The organism is Bacillus sp. EB106-06-01-XG163 (assembly GCF_058791615.1).
This window is the reverse complement of the sequence record NZ_JBYTDS010000002.1, coordinates 299,910-320,037: the sequence shown is the minus strand read 5'-3', so window position 1 is coordinate 320,037 and position 20,128 is coordinate 299,910. Positions and strand designations below refer to the sequence as shown.

Genomic DNA, 20,128 nt, shown 5'->3' with positions numbered 1-20,128 from the left:
CAAGAAACTGCTGCCTGTCAGCAGTTTCTTTCTTTTGTCATGCCGCCTTTTACATATGAATATATATGCTTCTGAAGGAGTTGAGCGAGTGTGAGCACAATTCATGAAAACGTCAGAAGCCGCCAAAAGAAAACCATCTCCCTATTAAGAGAAACGCAAAATGCGGACGGCTCATGGTCATTTTGTTTTGAAGGACCGATTTTGACAAACGCCTTTCTGATCCTCCTCCTCACTTCTCTTGGAGACAATGATAAAGAACTGATCGCTGAGCTTGCAGAAGGCATTCGCGCTAAACAGCGCCCGGACGGAACTTTTGCCAACTATCCTGATGACCGGAAAGGAAATGTGACCGCCACTGTACAGGGCTATGCCGGCTTGCTGGCTTCCGGTTTATATAGCCGTTCTGAGGCGCATATGATTCAGGCCGAACGCTTTATCATCTCAAATGGCGGCTTGCGCAACGTACACTTCATGACAAAGTGGATGCTTGCGGCAAACGGCCTTTATCCATGGCCCGCGCTGCATCTGCCATTATCTTTCTTAGTCATTCCCCCATCCTTCCCGCTGCATTTTTACCAGTTCAGTACATACGCCCGTATTCATTTTGTACCGATGGCCGTGACGCTTAACAAAAGATTTTCGCTGAAAAATCCCAACGTTCCGTCTCTCGCGCATTTAGATCGGCATATGACTAAAAATCCGTTTACATGGCTTCGTTCCGATCAGGATGAGAACAGAGACCTCTCTTCTCTTTTCGCGCACTGGAAGCGGCTTTTGCAGATTCCTGCCGCTTTTCACCAGCTCGGTCTGCGTACGGCCAAAACGTATATGCTTGACCGGATTGAAGAAGACGGCACATTATACAGCTATGCGAGCGCCACTATTTTTATGGTGTACGGCCTGCTCGCTCTCGGTGTATCGCGCCACTCCCCCGTTATCAGAAAAGCACTTGCCGGCACGAAAGCTTTGCTCACGTCTTGCGGCGATATACCGTACCTGGAAAATTCAACGTCGACCGTTTGGGATACGGCGCTTCTCAACTATGCGCTTATGAAAAGCGGGATCTCAGATAACGATCAGATGATAACCAGCGCCGCCCGGTTTCTGCGTGAACGGCAGCAGACGAAAGTCGCTGATTGGGCCGTTCACAACCCGCATGCTGAACCGGGAGGATGGGGTTTTTCAAACATCAATACAAATAATCCTGATTGTGATGACACAGCCGCAGTGCTCAAAGCCATTCCGCGAAAACTTTATCCCGCCTCATGGGAACGCGGACTGAGCTGGCTTTTGTCCATGCAAAACAGTGACGGCGGCTTCTCTGCTTTTGAGAAAAATGTCAATCATCCGCTGGTCCGCCTGCTGCCGCTGGAATCGGCTGAGGAAGCTGCCATCGATCCCTCAACAAGCGACTTAACCGGGCGGGTGCTGCACTGTTTAGGAGAAGCGGGGCTTTCTTCTGATCACCCTCAGATTGAAAAGGCCGTCCAATGGCTGATCCGCCATCAAGAAGAGGACGGATCGTGGTACGGCAGGTGGGGTGTCTGCTATATTTACGGCACATGGGCGGCGCTGACAGGGATGAAGGCTTGCGGCGTGAGCCAAAACCACCCGGCCGTGAAAAAAGCGATCCGCTGGCTGAAGTCCATTCAAAACGAGGACGGAAGCTGGGGGGAATCCTGTATAAGTGCAGAAGAGAAAACCTATGTTCCGCTTTCTTACGGGACGCTTGTACAGACGGCTTGGGCGGCCGAAGCTTTGCTGCAATACGAAAAAACTCATCATCAAGCCGTCACAAAAGGCATATCTTTTCTTATTGAAAACCGGCATTACGAAGGAGCCGCTTTCAGCTATCCGACCGGAATCGGCCTGCCGAAGCAGTTTTACATCAGGTATCACAGCTACCCGTATGTGTTTTCTTTGCTTGCGCTCAGCACTTTTATGAAAATGAGTGAAAAGGAGGAAGAAAAATGAAACGGCACGCTTATCAAACCGAGATGCTGAATTGGTGTGAAACCTTGAAGGAACAAGTTATTCAGCAAGGTCGGTTCGATCGCTTCGCGGCACAAATCGACCGGATTTTTCACACCCTTCAGGATGATGGATTAACGGAGGCCGAATGGTACGAACAGGCATCAGCACTTTACCGGGACATTACTGAACCCGAAGAGCCGGATGAGCGCAGAGCTTATGTGCCGATCGGCAAGCATGTCCTCCCTAAACTGCCTTACAGTTATTCTGCACTGGAACCGTATATTTCAAGAGAGATTATGAAACTCCACCATACAAAACACCATCAGAGCTATGTTGACGGTCTGAATAAAGCAGAACTGGAGCTCAAAAAAGCGAGACAGACGAAACAGTACGACTTAGTGGCGCATTGGGAGCGGCAATTGGCGTTTCACGGCGCGGGCCATTATTTGCACAGTATTTTCTGGTTTTCGATGAATCCAAACGGAAAAAGACGGCCGACGGGTGCACTCTTTCAAATGATTGATGTGTCATTCGGAAGCTACTCCGCTTTTAAAGAGCAATTTTCTCAAGCGGCGAAAAAAGTCGAAGGAGTCGGCTGGGCTATCCTAGTCTGGGCGCCGCGCGCCGGGCGGCTGGAGATTTTGGCCGCTGAGAAGCATCAGCTCTACAGCCAGTGGGACGTCATTCCTTTGCTTCCGCTGGATGTGTGGGAACACGCTTATTACTTACAATATAAAAACGACCGAGCGGCTTACGTGGATCAATGGTGGAATGTCGTTGATTGGCGGGAGGCGGAGAAACGGTTCGAGCAAGCGCACCGCGTGATATGGCCGCTTTATTAAAAAAGCCCCCGTCTTGAACGGGGGCCTGCTTCTTTTGGTTTAAAAAATACCAAGCACGTGCAGAAAAACGATAATAATGGCTACAGGAGCCACATAACGGATTAATAGGAGCCAGACTGCAAACCATTTTCGTTTTATACCGGAACCGCTTTTCAGTTCGTCAAACAGCAGCTGTTTCGGGATTTTCAGCGGTACGAAAACGGCAATTAAAAGCGCGCCCAGCGGCATTAAGACATTGCTGACCAGAAAATCCGCAGCGTCAAAAATACTGCGGTGAAAAATAGAAACATCACTCAAGATTCCGTACGACAGCGCCGAAGGGACCCCGACAATAAATATAGCAAGTCCCCCGATCCACGCATACCGCTTCCGTTTTGCCGAATCGCCTTTTGACAAAACAGCAACTAAAATTTCAAGCATTGAAAAAGCCGATGTCAGCGTCGCAAATAAAAACAGCAGCAAAAAGGCGAGTAAAAACACGATGCCCAACGGCATTTGGTTAAAGACGGTCGGCAGCACGTTAAATAAAAGCTGCGGGCCTTGATCCGGCTTGAGGCCGAATGCAAACACCGCCGGAAAAATCGCCACTCCTGCCATCACAGCAACAAGGACATTTAATACCGTCACCGATACGGCGGATTGAACAATATTTTCTTCTTTTTCTAAATATGCGCTGTATGTAACCATTACGGACACTCCGACGCTTAACGAAAAAAATGATTGTCCCATCGCATATAAAATGGTATTGGCATCCATCGCGCCAAAATCAGGCATAAAAAAGAATTTTAATCCTTTTGCTGCATCATGCAGCGTAACGGAGCGGATCATTAAGAGAATAAACAGAATAAACAGAGCCGGCATCAGCACCTGGCTCACTTTTTCAATGCCGCTGCTCACCCCTTTTGCCACAACTAAAATCGTCAGCACGATAAACAGCAGTTGGCCGAAAACGGCTGCATAAGGATTTGAAATGGTATCGATAAATAACGTATCAAATCCCGAAGAAAGCGATAAGCCGCCTGTAAAGCCTTTTATAATGTAGATTAATATCCATCCCCCCACTACGCTGTAGAAGGATAATAGAATAAAACACGTAATGATTCCGAGATATCCGATCCAGTGCCACTTTTTCCCCGGCGCGAGCGCCTTATAGGATTCAACGGCGTTTTTTTGTGTTTTTCTGCCGATAATAAATTCAGCAAGCAAAAGCGGCAGTCCGATTAAAACAGTAAATAAAATAAAAACAAGCAGAAAAGCGCCGCCTCCGCTGGTTCCCGCTACGTAAGGGAACTTCCATATTGCGCCGAGCCCGATTGCAGAGCCGGCCGTAGCTAAAATAAATCCCAGCTTAGATGACCATTGATTAGCTTCTTTCACTTCAGCACTCCCAATTCATTTCAGTATAAAAATCAATTGTAAGAATATATGTCTGAATAGTCAAGAAGATGTTAGTTTACATAATAATTTTATTGAAAACTTATATTTAATATTGAATTATTCAGAAAATTATTTATAATGGAATACAGAAAAGTCAGTCATATTTTCTGACTGATTTAATGTAAAAGGAGCTGTGTTTATGGAATGGCTGAAAAAAATAAGCGGGTTTGCGGGCCAAACCTTTGGCTTGTGGGTTATCGTCTTTGCCGGTTTAGGATTCGCCTGCCCTGATTTGTTTTCTTGGATCAGTTCTTATATGACGATTTTCCTTGGTATTATTATGTTTGGGATGGGGCTTACTCTTCAAGAAGACGATTTTAAAGAATTAATCAGAAAGCCTTGGCATGTCGTGATCGGAGTCGCTGCCCAGTTTACGATTATGCCGCTTACGGCTTTCTGTTTATCAATCGGGCTCCGCCTCCCCGCAGAAATCGCCGCGGGCGTCATTCTGGTCGGATGCTGTCCGGGCGGTACGGCATCAAACGTCATGACGTTTTTGGCGAAAGGCAATACGGCGCTTTCTGTTGCGGTCACCACGATCTCAACATTGCTTGCTCCTATTGTAACGCCGGCACTTATTATGCTGTTTGCGAAAGAGTGGCTCCCCGTTTCTTTCGGCTCACTGTTTGTTTCCATTATGCAAGCCGTGCTTTTGCCGATCGTCCTCGGGGTGATTGTGAAGCTGTTCTTCAAAAAACAGGTCGGACAAGCCGTGCACGCGCTTCCTCTCGTGTCGGTAATCGGCATCGTAGCGATTGTATCCTCTGTCGTCAGCGTAAATCGTGAGCATCTGCTTCAATCAGGACTGCTGATTGTGTCTGTCGTCATCTTACATAACGGAATCGGATATTTGTTAGGATTCCTGACTGCAAAGCTGTTCAAAATGGATTATGCTTCACAAAAAGCGATTGCGATCGAAGTCGGGATGCAAAACTCCGGACTGGGCGCAGCGCTTGCGACAGCGCATTTCTCCCCTTTGTCAGCCGTGCCGAGCGCAATTTTCAGCATATGGCACAATCTGTCGGGGTCTGTTCTTGCCACCTACTGGTCTAAGAAAAAAGAGAAAAACAGCGCCGAAGAAGAAGAAACGGCAAAGATTCCGTTTTCATAACTGAACAAGGATAGGATAGGCTGCTGCCGCTCCTATCCTTGTTTATTCTGCAGATCACGAAACAGACGCAAAAGCGCTTTTTTTACATCCCCCTGAAATAAACCTCCATGATAACAAATCAATTGGCGGATATCGTAATCGAGCAGCCGCTGCACAGAACGGACCGCATCATCCATATGTAACGTATAGCCGGGATTAGCAAGGTTCAGCTTTCCGTCTTCAATGACGACCGCATCACCTGTGACCATTGTTTTTTCGGCAGGCAGATAAAGACTGATATGGCCGGGTGTATGACCCGGCGTGGCTACAACGCGAATGCCTCCGCACCAAGGCAGCAGCTCGCCGTCAGTAACTGTCCGGTGAACTGGAGCCGATTCGACTGATTGAAGCGAGCGGATGAACTGTTTTGCATAAGGCTTTGCATCCTCTGGCAATGAACAAAACGTTGATTCAGCCTGCTCAAGCCGTAAAGATTTTTTAGAGCCGTCAATATACGGCGCTTCACGCTCATGTACTGTCACGCTGACATCCGGATGTAAACGGTATAATGCAGCGAGTGAGCCGATATGGTCTATGTCGTGATGCGTTACAATGATTTTTGTCAATGAATGAAGCGACATTCCATGCCGGGCAGCGGCATGTTGAAGATGGTTTGTAAAACCGGGATATCCGCAGTCTATTAATATCGTGTCATGTTCGTCTTGCAGAAGAACCGGAGTGATAGAATGCAATTCTTCATTATATTCAAATTCGATCTCAAGCGGATAACAGCTTTTCATATAAATTCTCCCCTTCTCTCAATAAAAAAAGTACACTGCTTGTAAGGGCAGTGTACTTTTTGTCTGTCTCAAATTATCCTTCCAGCAACAGCTGTTCCGGATCTTCAAGCAGGTTTTTAATGGTGACAAGGAATCCGACCGCTTCTTTACCATCTACAATTCTGTGATCGTATGATAAAGCGATGTACATCATCGGACGGTTTTCAGAGCGCTCCGCATCAATCGCTACTGGGCGCAGCTGAATTTTGTGCATACCTAAGATCCCAACCTGAGGGCTGTTTAGGATCGGTGTTGACATAAGCGATCCGAATGTACCTCCGTTTGTGATCGTGAAGGAGCCTCCTTGCAGCTCACCTAATGTTAATTTATTGTTTCGCGCTTTCTTCGCAAGTTCGCCGATCTCTCTTTCAATGCCGGCAAACGTCAGGCGGTCAGCGTCACGCACGACTGGGACGACAAGCCCTTCTTCAGCCGCGACAGCAATACCGATGTCATAGAATTTTTTCACGATCAGCTCATCGCCTTGAATTTCAGCGTTAAGGAGCGGGAATTTTTTCAATGCAGCCACGACGGCTTTTGTAAAGAACGACATGAAACCGAGTTTTACTTCGTTTTGCTCAAGGAATTGGTCTTTACGGCGTTTTCTTAGATTCATAACGGCCGTCATATCAACTTCGTTAAATGTAGTCAGCATCGCAGAAGTCTGCTGCACTTCAACCAATCGTTTCGCGATCGTCTGTCTGCGGCGGGACATTTTTTGCACTTCGACAGGTTTGTCAAAGCTTTGCTGTGTTTTTGGAGCCTGCTGTTTCGGCTGTGCCGCAGGTTTTGAAGCCGGTTTTTCATAAGCTTCCACATCTTGTTTGCGCACGCGGCCGAGCGGGTCTCCCGTCGGAATTTGTGATAGATCAATTCCTTTTTCCCTTGCCAGCTTGCGTGCAGCCGGAGACGCTACCGTTCTGGATTTCGCTTCTGATTGTGCTTCCTGGCTGACTTCTTGTGCAGCAGGTTCAGCTTTTGCTTCCTCTTTCGTTTGTTCATTGGCTGGAGCACTTTCTGAAGGGGCGGGTGCAGAACTTTCGCCAGCGCCTTCTGTAATGGTACCGATAATTTCTCCTACTTGGACGGTATCACCCGAATCTTTCAATACCTCTTTTAGAACACCCGATTCTTCTGCTGTCAATTCAACATTTACTTTGTCCGTCTCCAGTTCAAGCAAGTACTCACCCTGTTCTACATAATCACCGGGCTGCTTTAACCATTGGGCTATCGTTCCTTCTGAGATTGATTCTGCTAATTCAGGTACCTTAATTTCCGCCATTTTTTCATTTCCCCCTTAGTTTTTGCGAGTCAAGCTATCAGATACAATGCGTTCCTGTTCTTTTTTGTGGACTGTCGGATCTCCTTCTGCGGGACTGGATCGTCTTCTTCGGCCGATGTATTGGACATTTACTCCTTTTGGGGCGATTTCCGTCAGATACGGGCTGATATAACTCCATGCCCCCATGTTCTGCGGCTCTTCCTGAACCCAAACGATCTCTTGCAGGTTCGGCAGTTTGGCGAAAAGCTCCTTCGTATCTTTTGCCGGGAACGGATACAGCTGTTCGATTCTGGCAATATGAAGCCAATCCTTATCGCCTTCCATTTTGTTGAAGTGATCGCTGATATCAATTGACACTTTTCCGCTTGATAATACGACGCGAGTCACTTTTTCGTAAGCATGGGAAAGACCGGACTGCTCATAGACAGGCTTGAATCGGCTTTCGCTCAGTTCCTGCACTTCAGATACCGTATTCGGGTTGCGCAGCAGGCTCTTCGGCGTCATGATCACAAGCGGGCGGATTTCCTCACGAAGCAGCATTTTCGCTTGTCTTCTTAAAATATGGAAATACTGAGCCGCACTTGTCAGGTTGGCCACCGTCCAGTTGTTTTCCGCCGCCAGCTGCAGGAACCGCTCGACGCGGCCGCTGGAGTGTTCAGGGCCCTGCCCTTCGTAACCGTGAGGCAGCAGCATGACCAGTCCTGATTTTTGTCCCCATTTTGCCCGTCCTGCAGATATGAATTGATCAAAATAGACTTGAGCCGCATTGGCAAAGTCCCCGTACTGCGCCTCCCACATCACAAGCGTTTCAGGCGAATACACGTTGTATCCATATTCAAAGCCGAGAACCGATCCTTCAGAGAGCGGGCTGTTATGCACCGTAAATGAAGCAGCGCAGTCGTCTAAGTGATGGAGGGCAACAAATTCTTCTCCTGTTTCGCTGTCATGCAGCACAAGGTTTCTTTGAGCGAACGTTCCGCGCTCTGAATCCTGTCCGGTCAGCCGGATCGGCGTGCCGTCTTTCAAAATGGAAGCAAACGCAAGCGATTCAGCCAATGACCATTCAACTTTACGGTCATCATCAAACGCTTTTGCACGTCTTTCCAGGATTCTTTTCAGCTTGCCGAACACGTTAAAAGATTCCGGCCAGTTGATAAGTTCGCCGTTCAGCTTGCGGAGAACATCAAAATCAATGGCTGTGTCAACGTCTGGAAAACCGTTGGACACCGGCTCCGGCAATTCAATTTCCCGTACGGCGTCTTCTTTTTTGGCGGGCACCTTTTTATAGGCGTCTTCAATTCGTTTTGTCACTGCCGTTTCGATGTTTTGCGCTTTTTCCTCGCTGATCAGTCCTTCACTTACGAGTTTTTCCGCAAAGATCCGCTTGACAGTCGGGTGTTTTCTGACGGCGTCATACAGCATCGGCTGTGTCGTTGACGGCTCATCCATTTCATTGTGGCCATACCGTCTGTACCCGATTAAATCGATTAAGAAATCTTTATTGAACCGCTTCCGGTATTCAACCGCAAATTTAACGGCTGACAGGCATGCTTCCGGATCATCCGCGTTGACGTGAACGATCGGGATTTCATAGCCCTTCGCCAAATCACTGGCATATTTCGTGGATCGTGATTCATCGCTTTCAGTTGTAAAGCCGATCATATTATTGGCGATGATATGAATGGCCCCGCCGACCTGATAGCCTTTCAGAGAGCTTAAGTTCAGCGTCTCGGCGACAATGCCTTCTCCCGGAAACGCTGCGTCACCGTGAATTAAAATGGCGAGCGATTTTGTTTCGTCTTGAACCGGGTACCCCTTTTGCGTTCTTGTTTCCTGTGCCGCCCGCGTGCTTCCTTCAACAATCGGATTGATGAATTCCAAATGGCTCGGGTTATTTGCAAGCGTAATCCGCGCGCTTTTGGTTTCAGCATCCTGAAGCTGTCTGTCTGCACCGAGGTGGTATTTTACATCGCCCGTCCAGCCGTAGCTGATGCCGGTCGATCCTTCAGACGGCACAAGGTCTTTATTCGGCGCGTGCTGGAATTCTGAGAAAATAATCTCATACGGTTTGCCGAGCACATGCGCAAGCACATTTAAACGGCCTCTGTGCGCCATCCCGATATTGACATTGGTTGTGCCCGCTTTCACAGACTGGGCGATAATGTCGTCAAGGACCGGCACAAGCGCGTCTAATCCCTCAATTGAGAAACGCTTCTGACCGACGAATGTCCGGTGTAAAAATTGTTCAAATCCTTCTACTTCCGTCAGTCTTTCTAAAACGGCTGACAGTTTTTCCGGTGAATTTTTCCGGAACAGTTCTCCGGATTCGACCATTTTTGTAATCCATGCACGCTCTTCGAAATCATGCACATGGTCAAACTCGAAGGAGATGGTTCTTTTATAGGTATTGCGTAAATGCTGGATGGCTTCTAAGCCGTTTGTTATATTGGCAGGTGCGTCCTTACAGATGACAGACGCGGGTATTGCTTTCATTTCTTCTTCTGTAAGCCCGTACTCGGATAACGGAAAGAGCTCGCTCTTTTTCGGATCCTTTCTGAGCGGATTGACGGAAGCGTTCAGATGGCCATAGGTTCGAATATCTTCTGCAAGTTTAACTGCTGCTGCGATCTTTTGAATCAGATCTGCGGTGACGCGTCCCTGTTCCTTTGTTCCCGATGCCTCTTTTATTTGGCTTGGCGGAGCGCCGAGTTCGTCAAACATGTCTTTCAGATCCGGATCAATGCTGTCTGGATCTTCAGCATATTGGTCGTACAGCTCCAGTGCGTAGCCGAGGTTCGGTCCGTAAAAATCTTCCCAATTCATTCTTTGTTTCATATTATTTTGAAACATTTGAATATTACCCCCAACCTAGATAATCAAGTGATCAATTCACTATCTTGAAATAACTTTTGAACGCTGTGCCCAAAATTATGTAATAAAAACGCTTCCAAGGATATTTTACCACTGATTGCGTTTGGATTCTACCTTGATTGTTCACAAAATAGTAAAAAAAACAGATCAATACCGAAAAAATTAAATCATTTTAAAATAAAAAGCGAAAAAGCATAGGAAAAAGCCTATCCTATGCTTTTATGAAGCAGTTTTTTCAAGAGCGGATACAGCACATCGGGCAGCTGATCGACATCCGGAACAAAAATACTGTACTTTCCGTACATATCCTGAATGGTTTTCATCTGTGATTCCTCTATCGCAGTATTGGACAGAAAAACATTTATGACTTCTATCCCTTTTTTTCTCGCTTCGATGACAGCCTCGCTCGTATCGACGATGCCGTTTTGTTCGTATCCGAATGCTGCCGGCTCTCCGTCTGAAAACACGATTAAAAATTTTTGCAACTCACTCCGCCGTATCAGCTGTTTCGTCATTTGTCTGATGGCGTATCCGTCTCTGTTATCTTCTTCAGGCGCAAGCTGCATGATCAGCGGACCCGCCGCCTGCAGCAGCGACTCTTCAAACGAAATGACGGTATTGAAGAAATTCGGCTGGCTCGTTTCGGTCGCTTCGTTTGTATCCTCCCAAAATCCGACGATCTGGTGCGGTACGGACACTGATTTCAAGGCTTCATGAAAAAGAACGATCCCTCTTTTTGTTTCATCCATTTTGTCGAACATGCTGGCCGAACAATCGACAAGCAATGTAAAAACGGCGTCAATGTCTGAAGACGGGTCCTGCTTTTTAAAGAAAAGGCGCGGGTTCCGCTCCGTAAAATAGCGGATCAGTTTGCGATTCAGCCGGCCTGCGTGAAGGTCGGTCCGCGGGAGCGTTTTTTTGTGCTCAAGTGTTTTTTGTATCATCTGCTTCAGGCGTTTTTGATATGATTCTATCGTTTTTGCCTGTTCTTTATAAGACTGCTCCTCTTCAGGAGACGCTTTATGAGGCGTTTGATAAACCGGGAAGGCAAATTTGTTTTCTTTTCCGTCAGCCAGCCCCGCGCCCTCATGTTCATCCTGAATGGATTCAAGCGCTTCCAGTTTGGAGTAATCCTCTCTTTTCGTCTGACGTGCGGAACCTTGAACGGAGCCGAGCGCCTGGTCACCGTCATCGCCTTCTCTGGCCGCGTCTTTCCCAAGATCCGATTTCGCGCCGTGCTCAATATCAAATTGAAGGAAACTTTTTGCCGGCGCTTCGGTTTCCCGGTGCCACGTATTCATTTTCTCTTCAAAGATTTCTTCATCTCCGTCGGAAGACTCAGGTAGCGTGAGATCGTCACTTAACGAAGGCGCTTTTTTTACACTTTCGAATAAAGGCTCTTCAGCCGCTTTTTCGTAATCAAGTTCCGGCAGAAAAAAGTACGTGTTCAGCATATCTTTCTCAAGCACTTCATCAAGGCCTTCCATGAGGTCTTCCGTTATTCTTGCGATTTGTTCCGTAGAATCCGCCTCATACACCCGGATGAGCTGACGTTCAATATACGGTATCATCATATCAATATGTTCATGCATGGAAGGAATGCCTTCAAGCGGAGACTCAGCCGTCAGCTTGACAAACATCGCGCAATACAAAGCGTCGGTGAAAATGCTCCGTTCTAAATTCAATGTCAGCTGCGTCGTGAAATATTTCCTGTACATCTCCCTCCGCTTCTGAAAAACACGTTTCGTTCCCGGCCGTTCTTTTTTGGTCAGCTCTTCAATTCTGATATCCTCAAGCAGCATAAACAGCTGCTTGGCAAAGCTTTGGCGGGTGAAATGCCGGTGAACGTCATTTAAAAACCCCGCAAATTCCCGAAATGAGCTGCTGCGTGTTCCGACAGCGCGCAAATAGACATCGCTTTTCAGGCCGGCTTCCATATCCCCGGCTGATCGGTCTTTCCAAAAGTGGCTCATGTAAATTTTCTTTTCAAAGGGATTGTAGTAAGACTGCACGCCGTATTCCACTTCAACTTCACTGCTTCTGGTCAGTGTTTTGGCCAGGTCAGTCAGCATCATGAACAAAAACGAATCAATCGTGCTGTCGTTAAATTTGATAAACTTCATTGTATATCCCTCATTCGAACAGCGTTTCTGCAATATTTCTGACAGCGGCTTTTTCCCTGTCATCGTCAAGTTTTTCTACGATGCCTCTTTCAATCGCCCGTTTCGGCGGGATGTACGCAGCCAAGTCGCACGTATCAATGAGAGCCCTGATGGACGCCGCTTCTTCTGACACTTGTCCGTTATGCGCTTGTGCGATTAAATCAGAAGACAGCGTCATAAAACGCTCAATTAATTTCTCATCTTTTAAGACAGACTGAGAGGTCAGCACCTGTTTCAGGAGGCTTCCTTTAATATACGGAACATCAATGATGACAAAACGGTTTTTAAGGGCTTCGTTCAGCGGAACGGTGCCGACGTAGCCTTCATTAATCGCGGCGATAACACCGAATCCTTCGCTTGCCTTAATCACTTCTCCTGTAAAGGGATTTGTCATCATTTTTCTGTAATCTAGCACGCCGTTTAGAATCGGAAGGGTTTCAGGCTTTGCCATATTGATTTCGTCAATGTATAAAAAATGTCCCTTGTTCATTGCGGTTGTTACAGGTCCGGGAACGAATTCAATTGTCGCCTGTCCCTGTTCATTTTCAATCGTTTTATAGCCGACAAGCGCTTCTGCATCGAGGTCTACGGAGCAGTTGACGCTGTGCATCGGTTTATGAAAATAGTTCGAAAGCGTTTCCGCCAATTTTGTTTTCCCTGAACCCGTCGGTCCTTTTAATAAGATATTTTTTCCCATTGTCAAAGCAATGACGGCATCGAATACAATCGCTTTATCTTCGGCCTCATAGCCTGATGATCCGATTAAATCCCGGAATTCTTGGGAAACGGGATGATTTTGATAAGCCTGCAGTTTGTTTTGTATATCTTCCGGAAGTGATAGGTGCTGTAATTCTGAAGTCATAGGTGATGTTTCCTTTCCATTTGTATTCCATAACCGAGTATACTAAAAAAGCCCTTGTATACTCAATACAAAAGGGCTCATTCCCTGCGGGCGCTTTTTGTCAGGGGACCGCAGGCGATTCTGGCTCCGGAATTTCCGCTCGGGTTTGTCAAATAATCGTCCGTATGTTCATGAATGACGAACGCGCTTCCGTCCCGGTCGAGCAGGCTGAGTCTGCTCCCTTCTTTTAATGAAGTTTGCGGCGCGTTCATAATGACATCCACTTTACCGTCAGCCCCCACTTCAAGATTGGGGAGATCCCCGGCGTGATGACCCATCGGATTGTTGAAGCCGTGTTCTTTGTTCAAAGGGTTGAACGGACCGCCGGCTGATTCGAAATCAGGTGCCTGACATGTCCCTTTTTCATAAATATGAAACCCGAGAGAAGTGCCGGGCGGCAGATGCCCCGCTGATATATGAATGTCTGACCCTTCATCATCAGATTCCCTCACTTCGATATATCCGATCGTTTTTCCGTTTTGATTGATGAGTCCGGCATGCTCACGGTATGCAGATGCTTCCAATGCGCGGCTTTCCCCATGTTTTTTGGGCGGAACAGGAGCGGGTCTCCCCCCGCAGCCGCAAAGCGTAATTGATGCGAGCATGAGAAAAAGCAAGAGACGATTCATGCTTCCTCCCCCTTATTTTTTACCCATCAGTCTTGTCAAAACGTAAAAATGGTAAACAAAAAAAGCCCCGAAAGGCTTTTTTTAAAAATAACTGCGCGCTCCTAAATAAGCTTTTTTCCAATACGGATTGCTTAAGTTTGAAACTTCAACCCCGGAGGAGCTTGCGTGAATAAAATCTCCTCCGCCTAAATACATTCCCATATGAGAAGGGCCCGCTTTATATGTCGTAAAGAAGACAAAGTCGCCTGCTGACGGCTGGCTGATATGTTTCATCGTATTCCAATATCCGGCCGTGCTCAGACGGGAAACAGAGCTTACCTTATTTAAAAGGTAATAGATGTAACCGCTGCAATCGAAGCCCGCAGGCGTATTGCCTCCCCAGCGGTAAGGCACGCCGACATGTTTTTTCGCCTCGCCTATCATTCTGTCAATCTTTGACCCTGTCACCGGAGGTTCGGGAGTATTCGGCTTGTTTGGTTTTGCCGGTTTGTTATCCGGCTGCCGCACAGGATCTTCTGTTTTTCCCTTTCCGTTAATCACCAGAACTTGTCCGATTTGAAGCACATCAGTTGTCAATTTATTTTTTTCTCTGATGAGCTGAGCGGTGATGCCGAACCGATTAGCAATTTTCCAGAGGGAATCGCCTGCTTTTACTTTGTAAGTGGATGGCTTCTCAGAAGGATTTGAATGAGATGGCGGTGTTGTGCCGCTGTTTCCGTTATGTGAAGAACCTTTGATCTTTAACACTTGATTCGGATACAGCATGTCTGATGTTAATTGATTCAGCTTTTTCAGTTCGGCGATGGTGATGCCGGTTTGATTGGCGATTTTCCACAGCGAGTCACCCGGCTTCACAGTGTAAGTCCCTGATGCGCCTTTATCAGGCTTTGTCTGTCTGCCGCCTCCGTCCGTGCCGCCGGCAGACCCTTTAATTTTCAGTTTCTGGCCCGGATAGATGACATCTGAACTCAAACGGTTCAGGCTTCTCAGCTCAGAAACGCTCATTTTGTATTTTTTTGCGATCACCCATAACGAGTCTCCGTATGTAACTGTGTAGGCACCCGTGCTTCGTTTTCCCTTTTGCCCCGTTTTATGTGTGCCGCTGCCGCCGGGAATGTGCAGCCGCTGTCCTGGGTGGAGTATCGTTGATTTCAGTTTATTTTCCGCCTGCAGGGCTGAAATACTTGTATGATATTGCCGGGAAAGCTTCCAAAGAGAGTCGCCGCTTTTTACTTGAATGGTTTTTGCTTCAGCGGGATGCACGGCGAAGGTTGAAGTCATTACTGCAGATACAGCCAGTCCGGCTGCGATTTTTTTCTTCATATAACGAAAAACCTCCTATTTATCATTGCTGAAAGGGACGTTCCTTTTCTTTGGACGCCGCCTGTTATGCAGGATTCATTCAGAAGTCGACATTAATTCCGATTCATTTGGCCTTAGATCATCACCAATGCCACACATTTTACATAAATTGAGAACATTTCACAAAAGACTTTGGAATCATTTTCATAACATGGCTTTTTTCCGCGACATTCCACCTTTCTTGTCTGTTTTTCATACAATTCTCTTTACGGCGTGAAAAATCCTCCCGAAAAACAATCAAAAAAAGCCCGCTTCCTTTAAAGGAAGCGGGTGACGGCTGATTACAGAACCCGGGTCTCGGCAGTTTTCACGTCTTCTGCTATCAATTCCGCTGCACGCTGTGCTCCGCCGGCCGCTTTCAGGGATTCTCCGATTTCAGAAGCTTTTGTCTGATATTCAGGATTTTCGCTCAATTCTTTTATTGCTTCAGTGAGCAGTTCCGCTGTTACATCTTCTTTTTTAAACATTTTGCCCGCGCCCGTGTTTTCCACTTGGCTTCCGACGGCGAACTGATCTGCGCCCATCGGAATGACAATCATCGGGGTTTTGTAGTAAAGCCCTTCGCTCGTACTGTTCATCCCGCCGTGAGTGATAAATAAGTCTGCTCTCTTCAGGATCTCAAGCTGCGGAACATAAGGCTTGACAATGACATTCTCAGGAATTTCATCAAGCTCCGCCGGATCAAGATGTTTGCCGATTGACATGACGGCTTTTCCGTTAAAGTTTCTGACCGCTTTTAAGCATTTATTAAACAATTCCTTCTGATTGTTAAAAATCGTACCCATGGAAATAAACAGGACTTTTTCTCCTTCAAGCTGTTCAAACGGGAAATCTTGAGCCGCCGCCCTTTCGGTTATGGACGGACCGACAAAGAGATAAGAATCGCCAAACTCTTCTTCTTTCGGCTGAAACGCTCTTGAAGTAAATACGATGGTTTTTCTGCCGTCATTTGAGAAAATATCATACGGCGTTTTAATGTCTGCGCTGAATTCTTCATTGAGCCGGCTGACCGCTTCGGTATAAGCCGGATAATGAGATGATTCCTCTGATACAAGGTTTGTATTTGAAAACACTTCTTTAATAAATGCTTCATTCATTGCAAATGTCGTACAAAGTGAATATGCCGGCAGTTTCAGCTGGTTTCTCACGAGCCTTCCTGCCAGAAAATGATGATCATACAGGATGTAGTCGTAGGATTCATCTTTTACTTCCTCAAGAATACGGAGTGCGGCTTTTTTGGAAGTCTCAATCATTAATAGCAAAAACTCGGTAGCGTCCCGCTGTTCATCACCCGTTGCATTTTTTCCGAATTCATCTTTTCGGAAATCTTCATATTCACGGAATTCCGCTCCGCTTGACGCGATTTTGTTCTCATATTCCTTCACGCCGTAATATACGACATGTTCCCCTTTTGCCTTCAGTTCTTTTACGACGCCTAAAGACGGATTGATATGGCCTTCTCCCGGAAAGCCGATCATCAATACATTTGCCATCTTTCCACTCCCTATTCTTTTAAATTTTATGTATATTTAAACGATAACATCAATACAGAAAAAGGTAAAGATGTTCACCTTATTAATATTAAATGGGTACAATATTCCCATTTTCTTATTATTTCGTATGAAGCGCCCGCGGCGAAACAAGCGGATACAGTCCGCCGTCTTTAGCAAAGGACATTTTTCCCGTTTCTTCTGAAACAACGAGCACGAGTGCATCAGTCACGGCCGAAAGTCCCATCGCGGCCCTGTGGCGCGTCCCGTATTTGAGATCGACATGTTTTGTTGTGAGCGGGAGCACATTGGCTGCTGATACAACCCGGTTTTCTCTGACCAATACGGCTCCGTCATGAAGCGGATTGCCGGGATAAAAAATACTCTCAATTAAAGCTGCACTGATCTCGGCATGCAGGCTGGTCCCTTTTTGTATCATTCCGTCCAGCGGATCTGCACGTTCAATCACAATCAGCGCTCCGTGTTTTTCTTCCGCCAGATGCTGCACGGCCCTCGCCAGCTCTGTATAGGAAGGCGTAAAGTGTTCGATATATGACTGCAGGTAAAACGACGAAGCGACAGCCTGCATTTCCTGAAACGTATGTCCCAGTTCATCTAATTCGCAAAGAAGGCATTGGTCTTTTTCATCCAATGTCCGCAGTATCATTCCGGCATCCTCCGTAATTTGTTTCAAATACGTTTGAACGGCAGCGGTAAACGCGCTTTCCGTCATTTGAGTGTGGCGCATGTCACATCAGCTCCTTTCCCTTATTTTCTGCATCGCGCGCATGGATATGCGCCGCTGTGTGCACCATAATCATGAAAGGAGGCGCACATCATATGGAATTCGCACGGCTGATGCAATATATCTGCACCTTTTTAGGGGTCATTTCACTTTCATTCATTTATGCCAAGATGTTTAAAAAGCCGAAACCGGACAAAAAAGAGTAGGCCGGCTTTCATTGCTTTTTATACATAAAATGTTATAATTTCTCTCGTTAATAAAGAAACGGGGAACCTAACTTGAGAGAAACGAACACGATCGGCCAAAAGGTCAGACAGCTGTTACATATCTTCATTCCGATTTTAATCACACAGGCGGGCCTTTCCCTGATCACCTTTTTGGATACGGTGATGTCAGGGAAAGTGAGCGCTGCCGATTTAGCCGGGGTTGCAATTGGTTCAAGCCTGTGGACGCCGGTTTATACGGGCCTTGCAGGAATATTAATGGCCGTTACGCCCGTTGTTTCGCAGCTGTTTGGAGCCGGCAGACAAAAGGAAGTGCCGTTTTCCGTCATCCAGGCCGTTTATGTAGCGGCCGTTCTCAGTGCGGCGGTTATCCTGATCGGCTTTTTCACCGTTGATATGATCTTGGGACATTTGGGCCTGGAACCTCGTGTCCGGACGATCGCAAAACACTTTTTAGGATTTTTATCCCTCGGTATTTTTCCTTTGTTTGTGTACACCGTTTTGCGCTCGTTTATTGACGCACTCGGCAAAACGCGAGTCACAATGCTTATTACGCTTTGCTCATTGCCTATTAATTTTGTTTTAAATTATGTATTTATTTTCGGGAAATTCAACATGCCGGCATTGGGAGGAGTCGGGGCGGGGCTCGCTTCCGCCCTGACTTACTGGTGTATTTGCGCCATCAGCTTTTTTATCGTCTGCAGATTTGAGCCGTTTGCCGGGTACTCTGTATTTCGGAAACTGTACCGTTTTTCTCCGTCTGAATGCAGGAAGCTTTTGAAAATCGGATTGCCTATCGGTTTTGCGGTATTTTTTGAAACGAGCATTTTTGCGGCTGTCACACTGCTTATGAGCCATTTTCAGACGGTGACGATTGCAGCCCACCAAGCGGCAATGAATTTTGCTTCCCTCTTGTATATGCTGCCGCTCAGCGTATCCATGGCCATGACCATTTTAGTCGGATTTGAAGCAGGCGCAAAGCGCTACAGGGATGCCCGGTCATACAGCTATATCGGCATTGTGATGGCCCTTTGTTTTTCTTTATGCACGGCGGCTTTCATTTTGCTGTTCAGACCGCAAATCGCCGGAATGTATACATCAGATCCAGCGGTGCTCATGTTGACGCAGCACTTTTTAATCTATGCGCTGTTTTTCCAGCTTTCTGATGCCGTAGCAGCTCCGATACAAGGCGCTCTGAGAGGATATAAGGATGTCAATTATACACTCGGCGCGGCTTTTGTGTCGTATTGGATTATCGGGCTTCCGGTCGGTTACGCAGTCGGCACTTATACGGGCCTCGGGGCATACGGCTACTGGATCGGGTTAATTGCGGGACTTGCCGCAGGAGCTCTCGGTTTATTCTTCAGACTGATGAAACTGCAAAAGCATTATGTGAAAAAAATGACGATTTTATAAAGGAGGAGCAGCAATGCCAAAACATAAACTGCTGTACGATTATTTAACTGAACGGGCGGAGGACATCAGTCAGACATGGTTTGATACGCTTCATGAAACGGATCCTGATTCTGTTTATGCTTCTACTGACCCGGCTGTACTCACAAATCTGAAAAAACAAAATCTGGCGTTTAATTATCAACTCAATCGGATTTTTTCTGAAGAGAAGGAAGTATATACAGCGGCATTGGAAAAGTGGGCGTTTGAAGCCGCACGGGATAAAGAACATTTAAAAACTCCCATCCATTATATTATTCGCGAGTTTATCAGAGTTCGTGATTTGTATGTCGGCCATGTCAAGCAGTTTACCAGACTTCATTCAGACACCGTGACAGAAGAAGATGCCGAAGATATATTCCATACGCTGATCAAATCTTTTGATGTGGTCATTCATATTTTCATAGAAGAAATGTATAAAAACACAAACATTCAGCTTGAAGCGCAAAAAGAATTGATCACCGAGCTGAGCTCGCCGGTAATTGTGCTTTTTGACAATGTCGGACTGCTGCCGCTGATCGGGGATATTGACACGGCAAGAGCCAAAATGATTTTGGAGAATACGCTGCACCAGTGTTCAGAGAAGCGCATCACGCAGCTGTACATTGATTTATCGGGCGTAGCCATGATTGATACGATGGTTGCCCAACAGCTTTTCACCTTAATTGAATCACTCGGAATGCTCGGCGTGAAAGCGACATTATCCGGAATCCGTCCTGAAATCGCCCAAACCGCAGTGCAGCTGGGACTGAGTTTTTCAAATTTATCAATAAGGTCTTCGCTTGCAGAAGCGATCGCTTCCGATCTGACACAAAAAAAGGGATAAGG

General features: G+C 46.7%; 15 protein-coding genes. 5 read left to right on the top strand and 10 right to left on the bottom strand.

Annotated elements, in window-relative coordinates; translation table 11 throughout:
- The first annotated feature begins 90 nt into the window (after positions 1-90).
- Positions 91-1,974: a terpene cyclase/mutase family protein gene (locus tag AC3WTF_RS03690; protein ID WP_047935803.1), complete on the top strand. Its 1,884-nt coding sequence runs from the start codon at positions 91-93 to the stop codon at positions 1,972-1,974.
- The gene (locus AC3WTF_RS03685; RefSeq protein WP_007611962.1) at positions 1,971-2,816 is read left to right on the top strand and encodes a superoxide dismutase; all 846 of its coding nucleotides are present in this window, start codon (positions 1,971-1,973) and stop codon (positions 2,814-2,816) included. Before AC3WTF_RS03690 ends, AC3WTF_RS03685 begins: the two co-directional genes overlap by 4 nt.
- A gap of 39 nt (positions 2,817-2,855) precedes the next feature.
- On the opposite strand, the gene AC3WTF_RS03680 is transcribed toward AC3WTF_RS03685, so the two are convergent.
- Entirely contained in the window at positions 2,856-4,193 is a 1,338-nt protein-coding gene (locus AC3WTF_RS03680; protein ID WP_106080453.1) for a sodium-dependent transporter, read from the bottom strand.
- Between the two features lie 199 nt (positions 4,194-4,392).
- On the opposite strand from AC3WTF_RS03680, the gene AC3WTF_RS03675 reads away from it, so the two are divergent.
- A complete protein-coding gene (locus AC3WTF_RS03675; RefSeq protein ID WP_492314195.1) occupies positions 4,393-5,364 on the top strand; it encodes a bile acid:sodium symporter family transporter in 972 nt (323 codons plus the stop codon).
- Between the two features lie 32 nt (positions 5,365-5,396).
- Here the strand turns inward: AC3WTF_RS03675 and AC3WTF_RS03670 are convergent, their stop codons facing one another.
- The 9 genes from AC3WTF_RS03670 to cdaS all read right to left on the bottom strand — a co-directional run bounded on the left by AC3WTF_RS03670 (position 5,397) and on the right by cdaS (position 17,627).
- Complete coding sequence (locus AC3WTF_RS03670; protein ID WP_007407973.1) at positions 5,397-6,143, bottom strand: MBL fold metallo-hydrolase; 747 nt, start codon at positions 6,141-6,143, stop codon at positions 5,397-5,399.
- Between the two features lie 73 nt (positions 6,144-6,216).
- On the bottom strand, positions 6,217-7,464 hold the full coding sequence (odhB, locus tag AC3WTF_RS03665) for a 2-oxoglutarate dehydrogenase complex dihydrolipoyllysine-residue succinyltransferase (protein WP_007407972.1): 1,248 nt from the start codon (positions 7,462-7,464) through the stop codon (positions 6,217-6,219).
- A 15-nt stretch (positions 7,465-7,479) separates the two neighbouring features.
- A complete protein-coding gene (gene sucA / locus AC3WTF_RS03660) occupies positions 7,480-10,314 on the bottom strand; it encodes a 2-oxoglutarate dehydrogenase E1 component (protein ID WP_022553224.1) in 2,835 nt (944 codons plus the stop codon).
- 227 nt (positions 10,315-10,541) lie between these two features.
- Positions 10,542-12,458: a vWA domain-containing protein gene (locus AC3WTF_RS03655; RefSeq protein WP_076851390.1), complete on the bottom strand. Its 1,917-nt coding sequence runs from the start codon at positions 12,456-12,458 to the stop codon at positions 10,542-10,544.
- A gap of 10 nt (positions 12,459-12,468) precedes the next feature.
- Positions 12,469-13,359, bottom strand: a complete 891-nt coding sequence (locus AC3WTF_RS03650; RefSeq protein WP_032869968.1) for an AAA family ATPase — start codon at positions 13,357-13,359, stop codon at positions 12,469-12,471.
- A gap of 77 nt (positions 13,360-13,436) precedes the next feature.
- Entirely contained in the window at positions 13,437-14,027 is a 591-nt protein-coding gene (locus AC3WTF_RS03645) for a superoxide dismutase family protein (RefSeq protein ID WP_492314194.1), read from the bottom strand.
- A gap of 81 nt (positions 14,028-14,108) precedes the next feature.
- A complete protein-coding gene (locus AC3WTF_RS03640; RefSeq protein ID WP_007407967.1) occupies positions 14,109-15,350 on the bottom strand; it encodes a C40 family peptidase in 1,242 nt (413 codons plus the stop codon).
- 320 nt (positions 15,351-15,670) lie between these two features.
- Positions 15,671-16,882, bottom strand: coding sequence for a macrolide family glycosyltransferase (locus tag AC3WTF_RS03635; RefSeq protein WP_007407965.1), 1,212 nt, complete (start codon positions 16,880-16,882; stop codon positions 15,671-15,673).
- 118 nt (positions 16,883-17,000) lie between these two features.
- A complete protein-coding gene (cdaS, locus tag AC3WTF_RS03630) occupies positions 17,001-17,627 on the bottom strand; it encodes a sporulation-specific diadenylate cyclase CdaS (protein ID WP_007407964.1) in 627 nt (208 codons plus the stop codon).
- Positions 17,628-17,902: 275 nt separating this feature from the next.
- Here cdaS and AC3WTF_RS03625 point away from each other — a divergent pair, with 275 nt between their 5' ends.
- Positions 17,903-19,264 carry an MATE family efflux transporter gene (locus AC3WTF_RS03625; protein WP_020955938.1) on the top strand — a complete coding sequence of 454 codons (1,362 nt, stop codon included), beginning with the start codon at positions 17,903-17,905 and terminating at the stop codon, positions 19,262-19,264.
- A 13-nt stretch (positions 19,265-19,277) separates the two neighbouring features.
- Positions 19,278-20,126, top strand: coding sequence for an STAS domain-containing protein (locus tag AC3WTF_RS03620; RefSeq protein ID WP_007407962.1), 849 nt, complete (start codon positions 19,278-19,280; stop codon positions 20,124-20,126).
- The last annotated feature ends 2 nt before the right edge of the window (positions 20,127-20,128 follow it).

Bases quoted from the DNA above. Each gene is read 5' to 3' on its own strand.
- AC3WTF_RS03685 (WP_007611962.1), top strand. From the start codon at position 1,971: ATGAAACGGCACGCTTATCAAACCGAGATGCTGAATTGGTGTGAAACC.
- AC3WTF_RS03675 (WP_492314195.1), top strand. From the start codon at position 4,393: ATGGAATGGCTGAAAAAAATAAGCGGGTTTGCGGGCCAAACCTTTGGC.
- AC3WTF_RS03670 (WP_007407973.1), bottom strand. From the start codon at position 6,143: ATGAAAAGCTGTTATCCGCTTGAGATCGAATTTGAATATAATGAAGAA.
- odhB (WP_007407972.1), bottom strand. From the start codon at position 7,464: ATGGCGGAAATTAAGGTACCTGAATTAGCAGAATCAATCTCAGAAGGA.
- sucA (WP_022553224.1), bottom strand. From the start codon at position 10,314: ATGTTTCAAAATAATATGAAACAAAGAATGAATTGGGAAGATTTTTAC.
- AC3WTF_RS03655 (WP_076851390.1), bottom strand. From the start codon at position 12,458: ATGAAGTTTATCAAATTTAACGACAGCACGATTGATTCGTTTTTGTTC.
- AC3WTF_RS03650 (WP_032869968.1), bottom strand. From the start codon at position 13,359: ATGACTTCAGAATTACAGCACCTATCACTTCCGGAAGATATACAAAAC.
- AC3WTF_RS03645 (WP_492314194.1), bottom strand. From the start codon at position 14,027: ATGAATCGTCTCTTGCTTTTTCTCATGCTCGCATCAATTACGCTTTGC.
- AC3WTF_RS03640 (WP_007407967.1), bottom strand. From the start codon at position 15,350: ATGAAGAAAAAAATCGCAGCCGGACTGGCTGTATCTGCAGTAATGACT.
- AC3WTF_RS03635 (WP_007407965.1), bottom strand. From the start codon at position 16,882: ATGGCAAATGTATTGATGATCGGCTTTCCGGGAGAAGGCCATATCAAT.
- cdaS (WP_007407964.1), bottom strand. From the start codon at position 17,627: ATGCGCCACACTCAAATGACGGAAAGCGCGTTTACCGCTGCCGTTCAA.
- AC3WTF_RS03620 (WP_007407962.1), top strand. From the start codon at position 19,278: ATGCCAAAACATAAACTGCTGTACGATTATTTAACTGAACGGGCGGAG.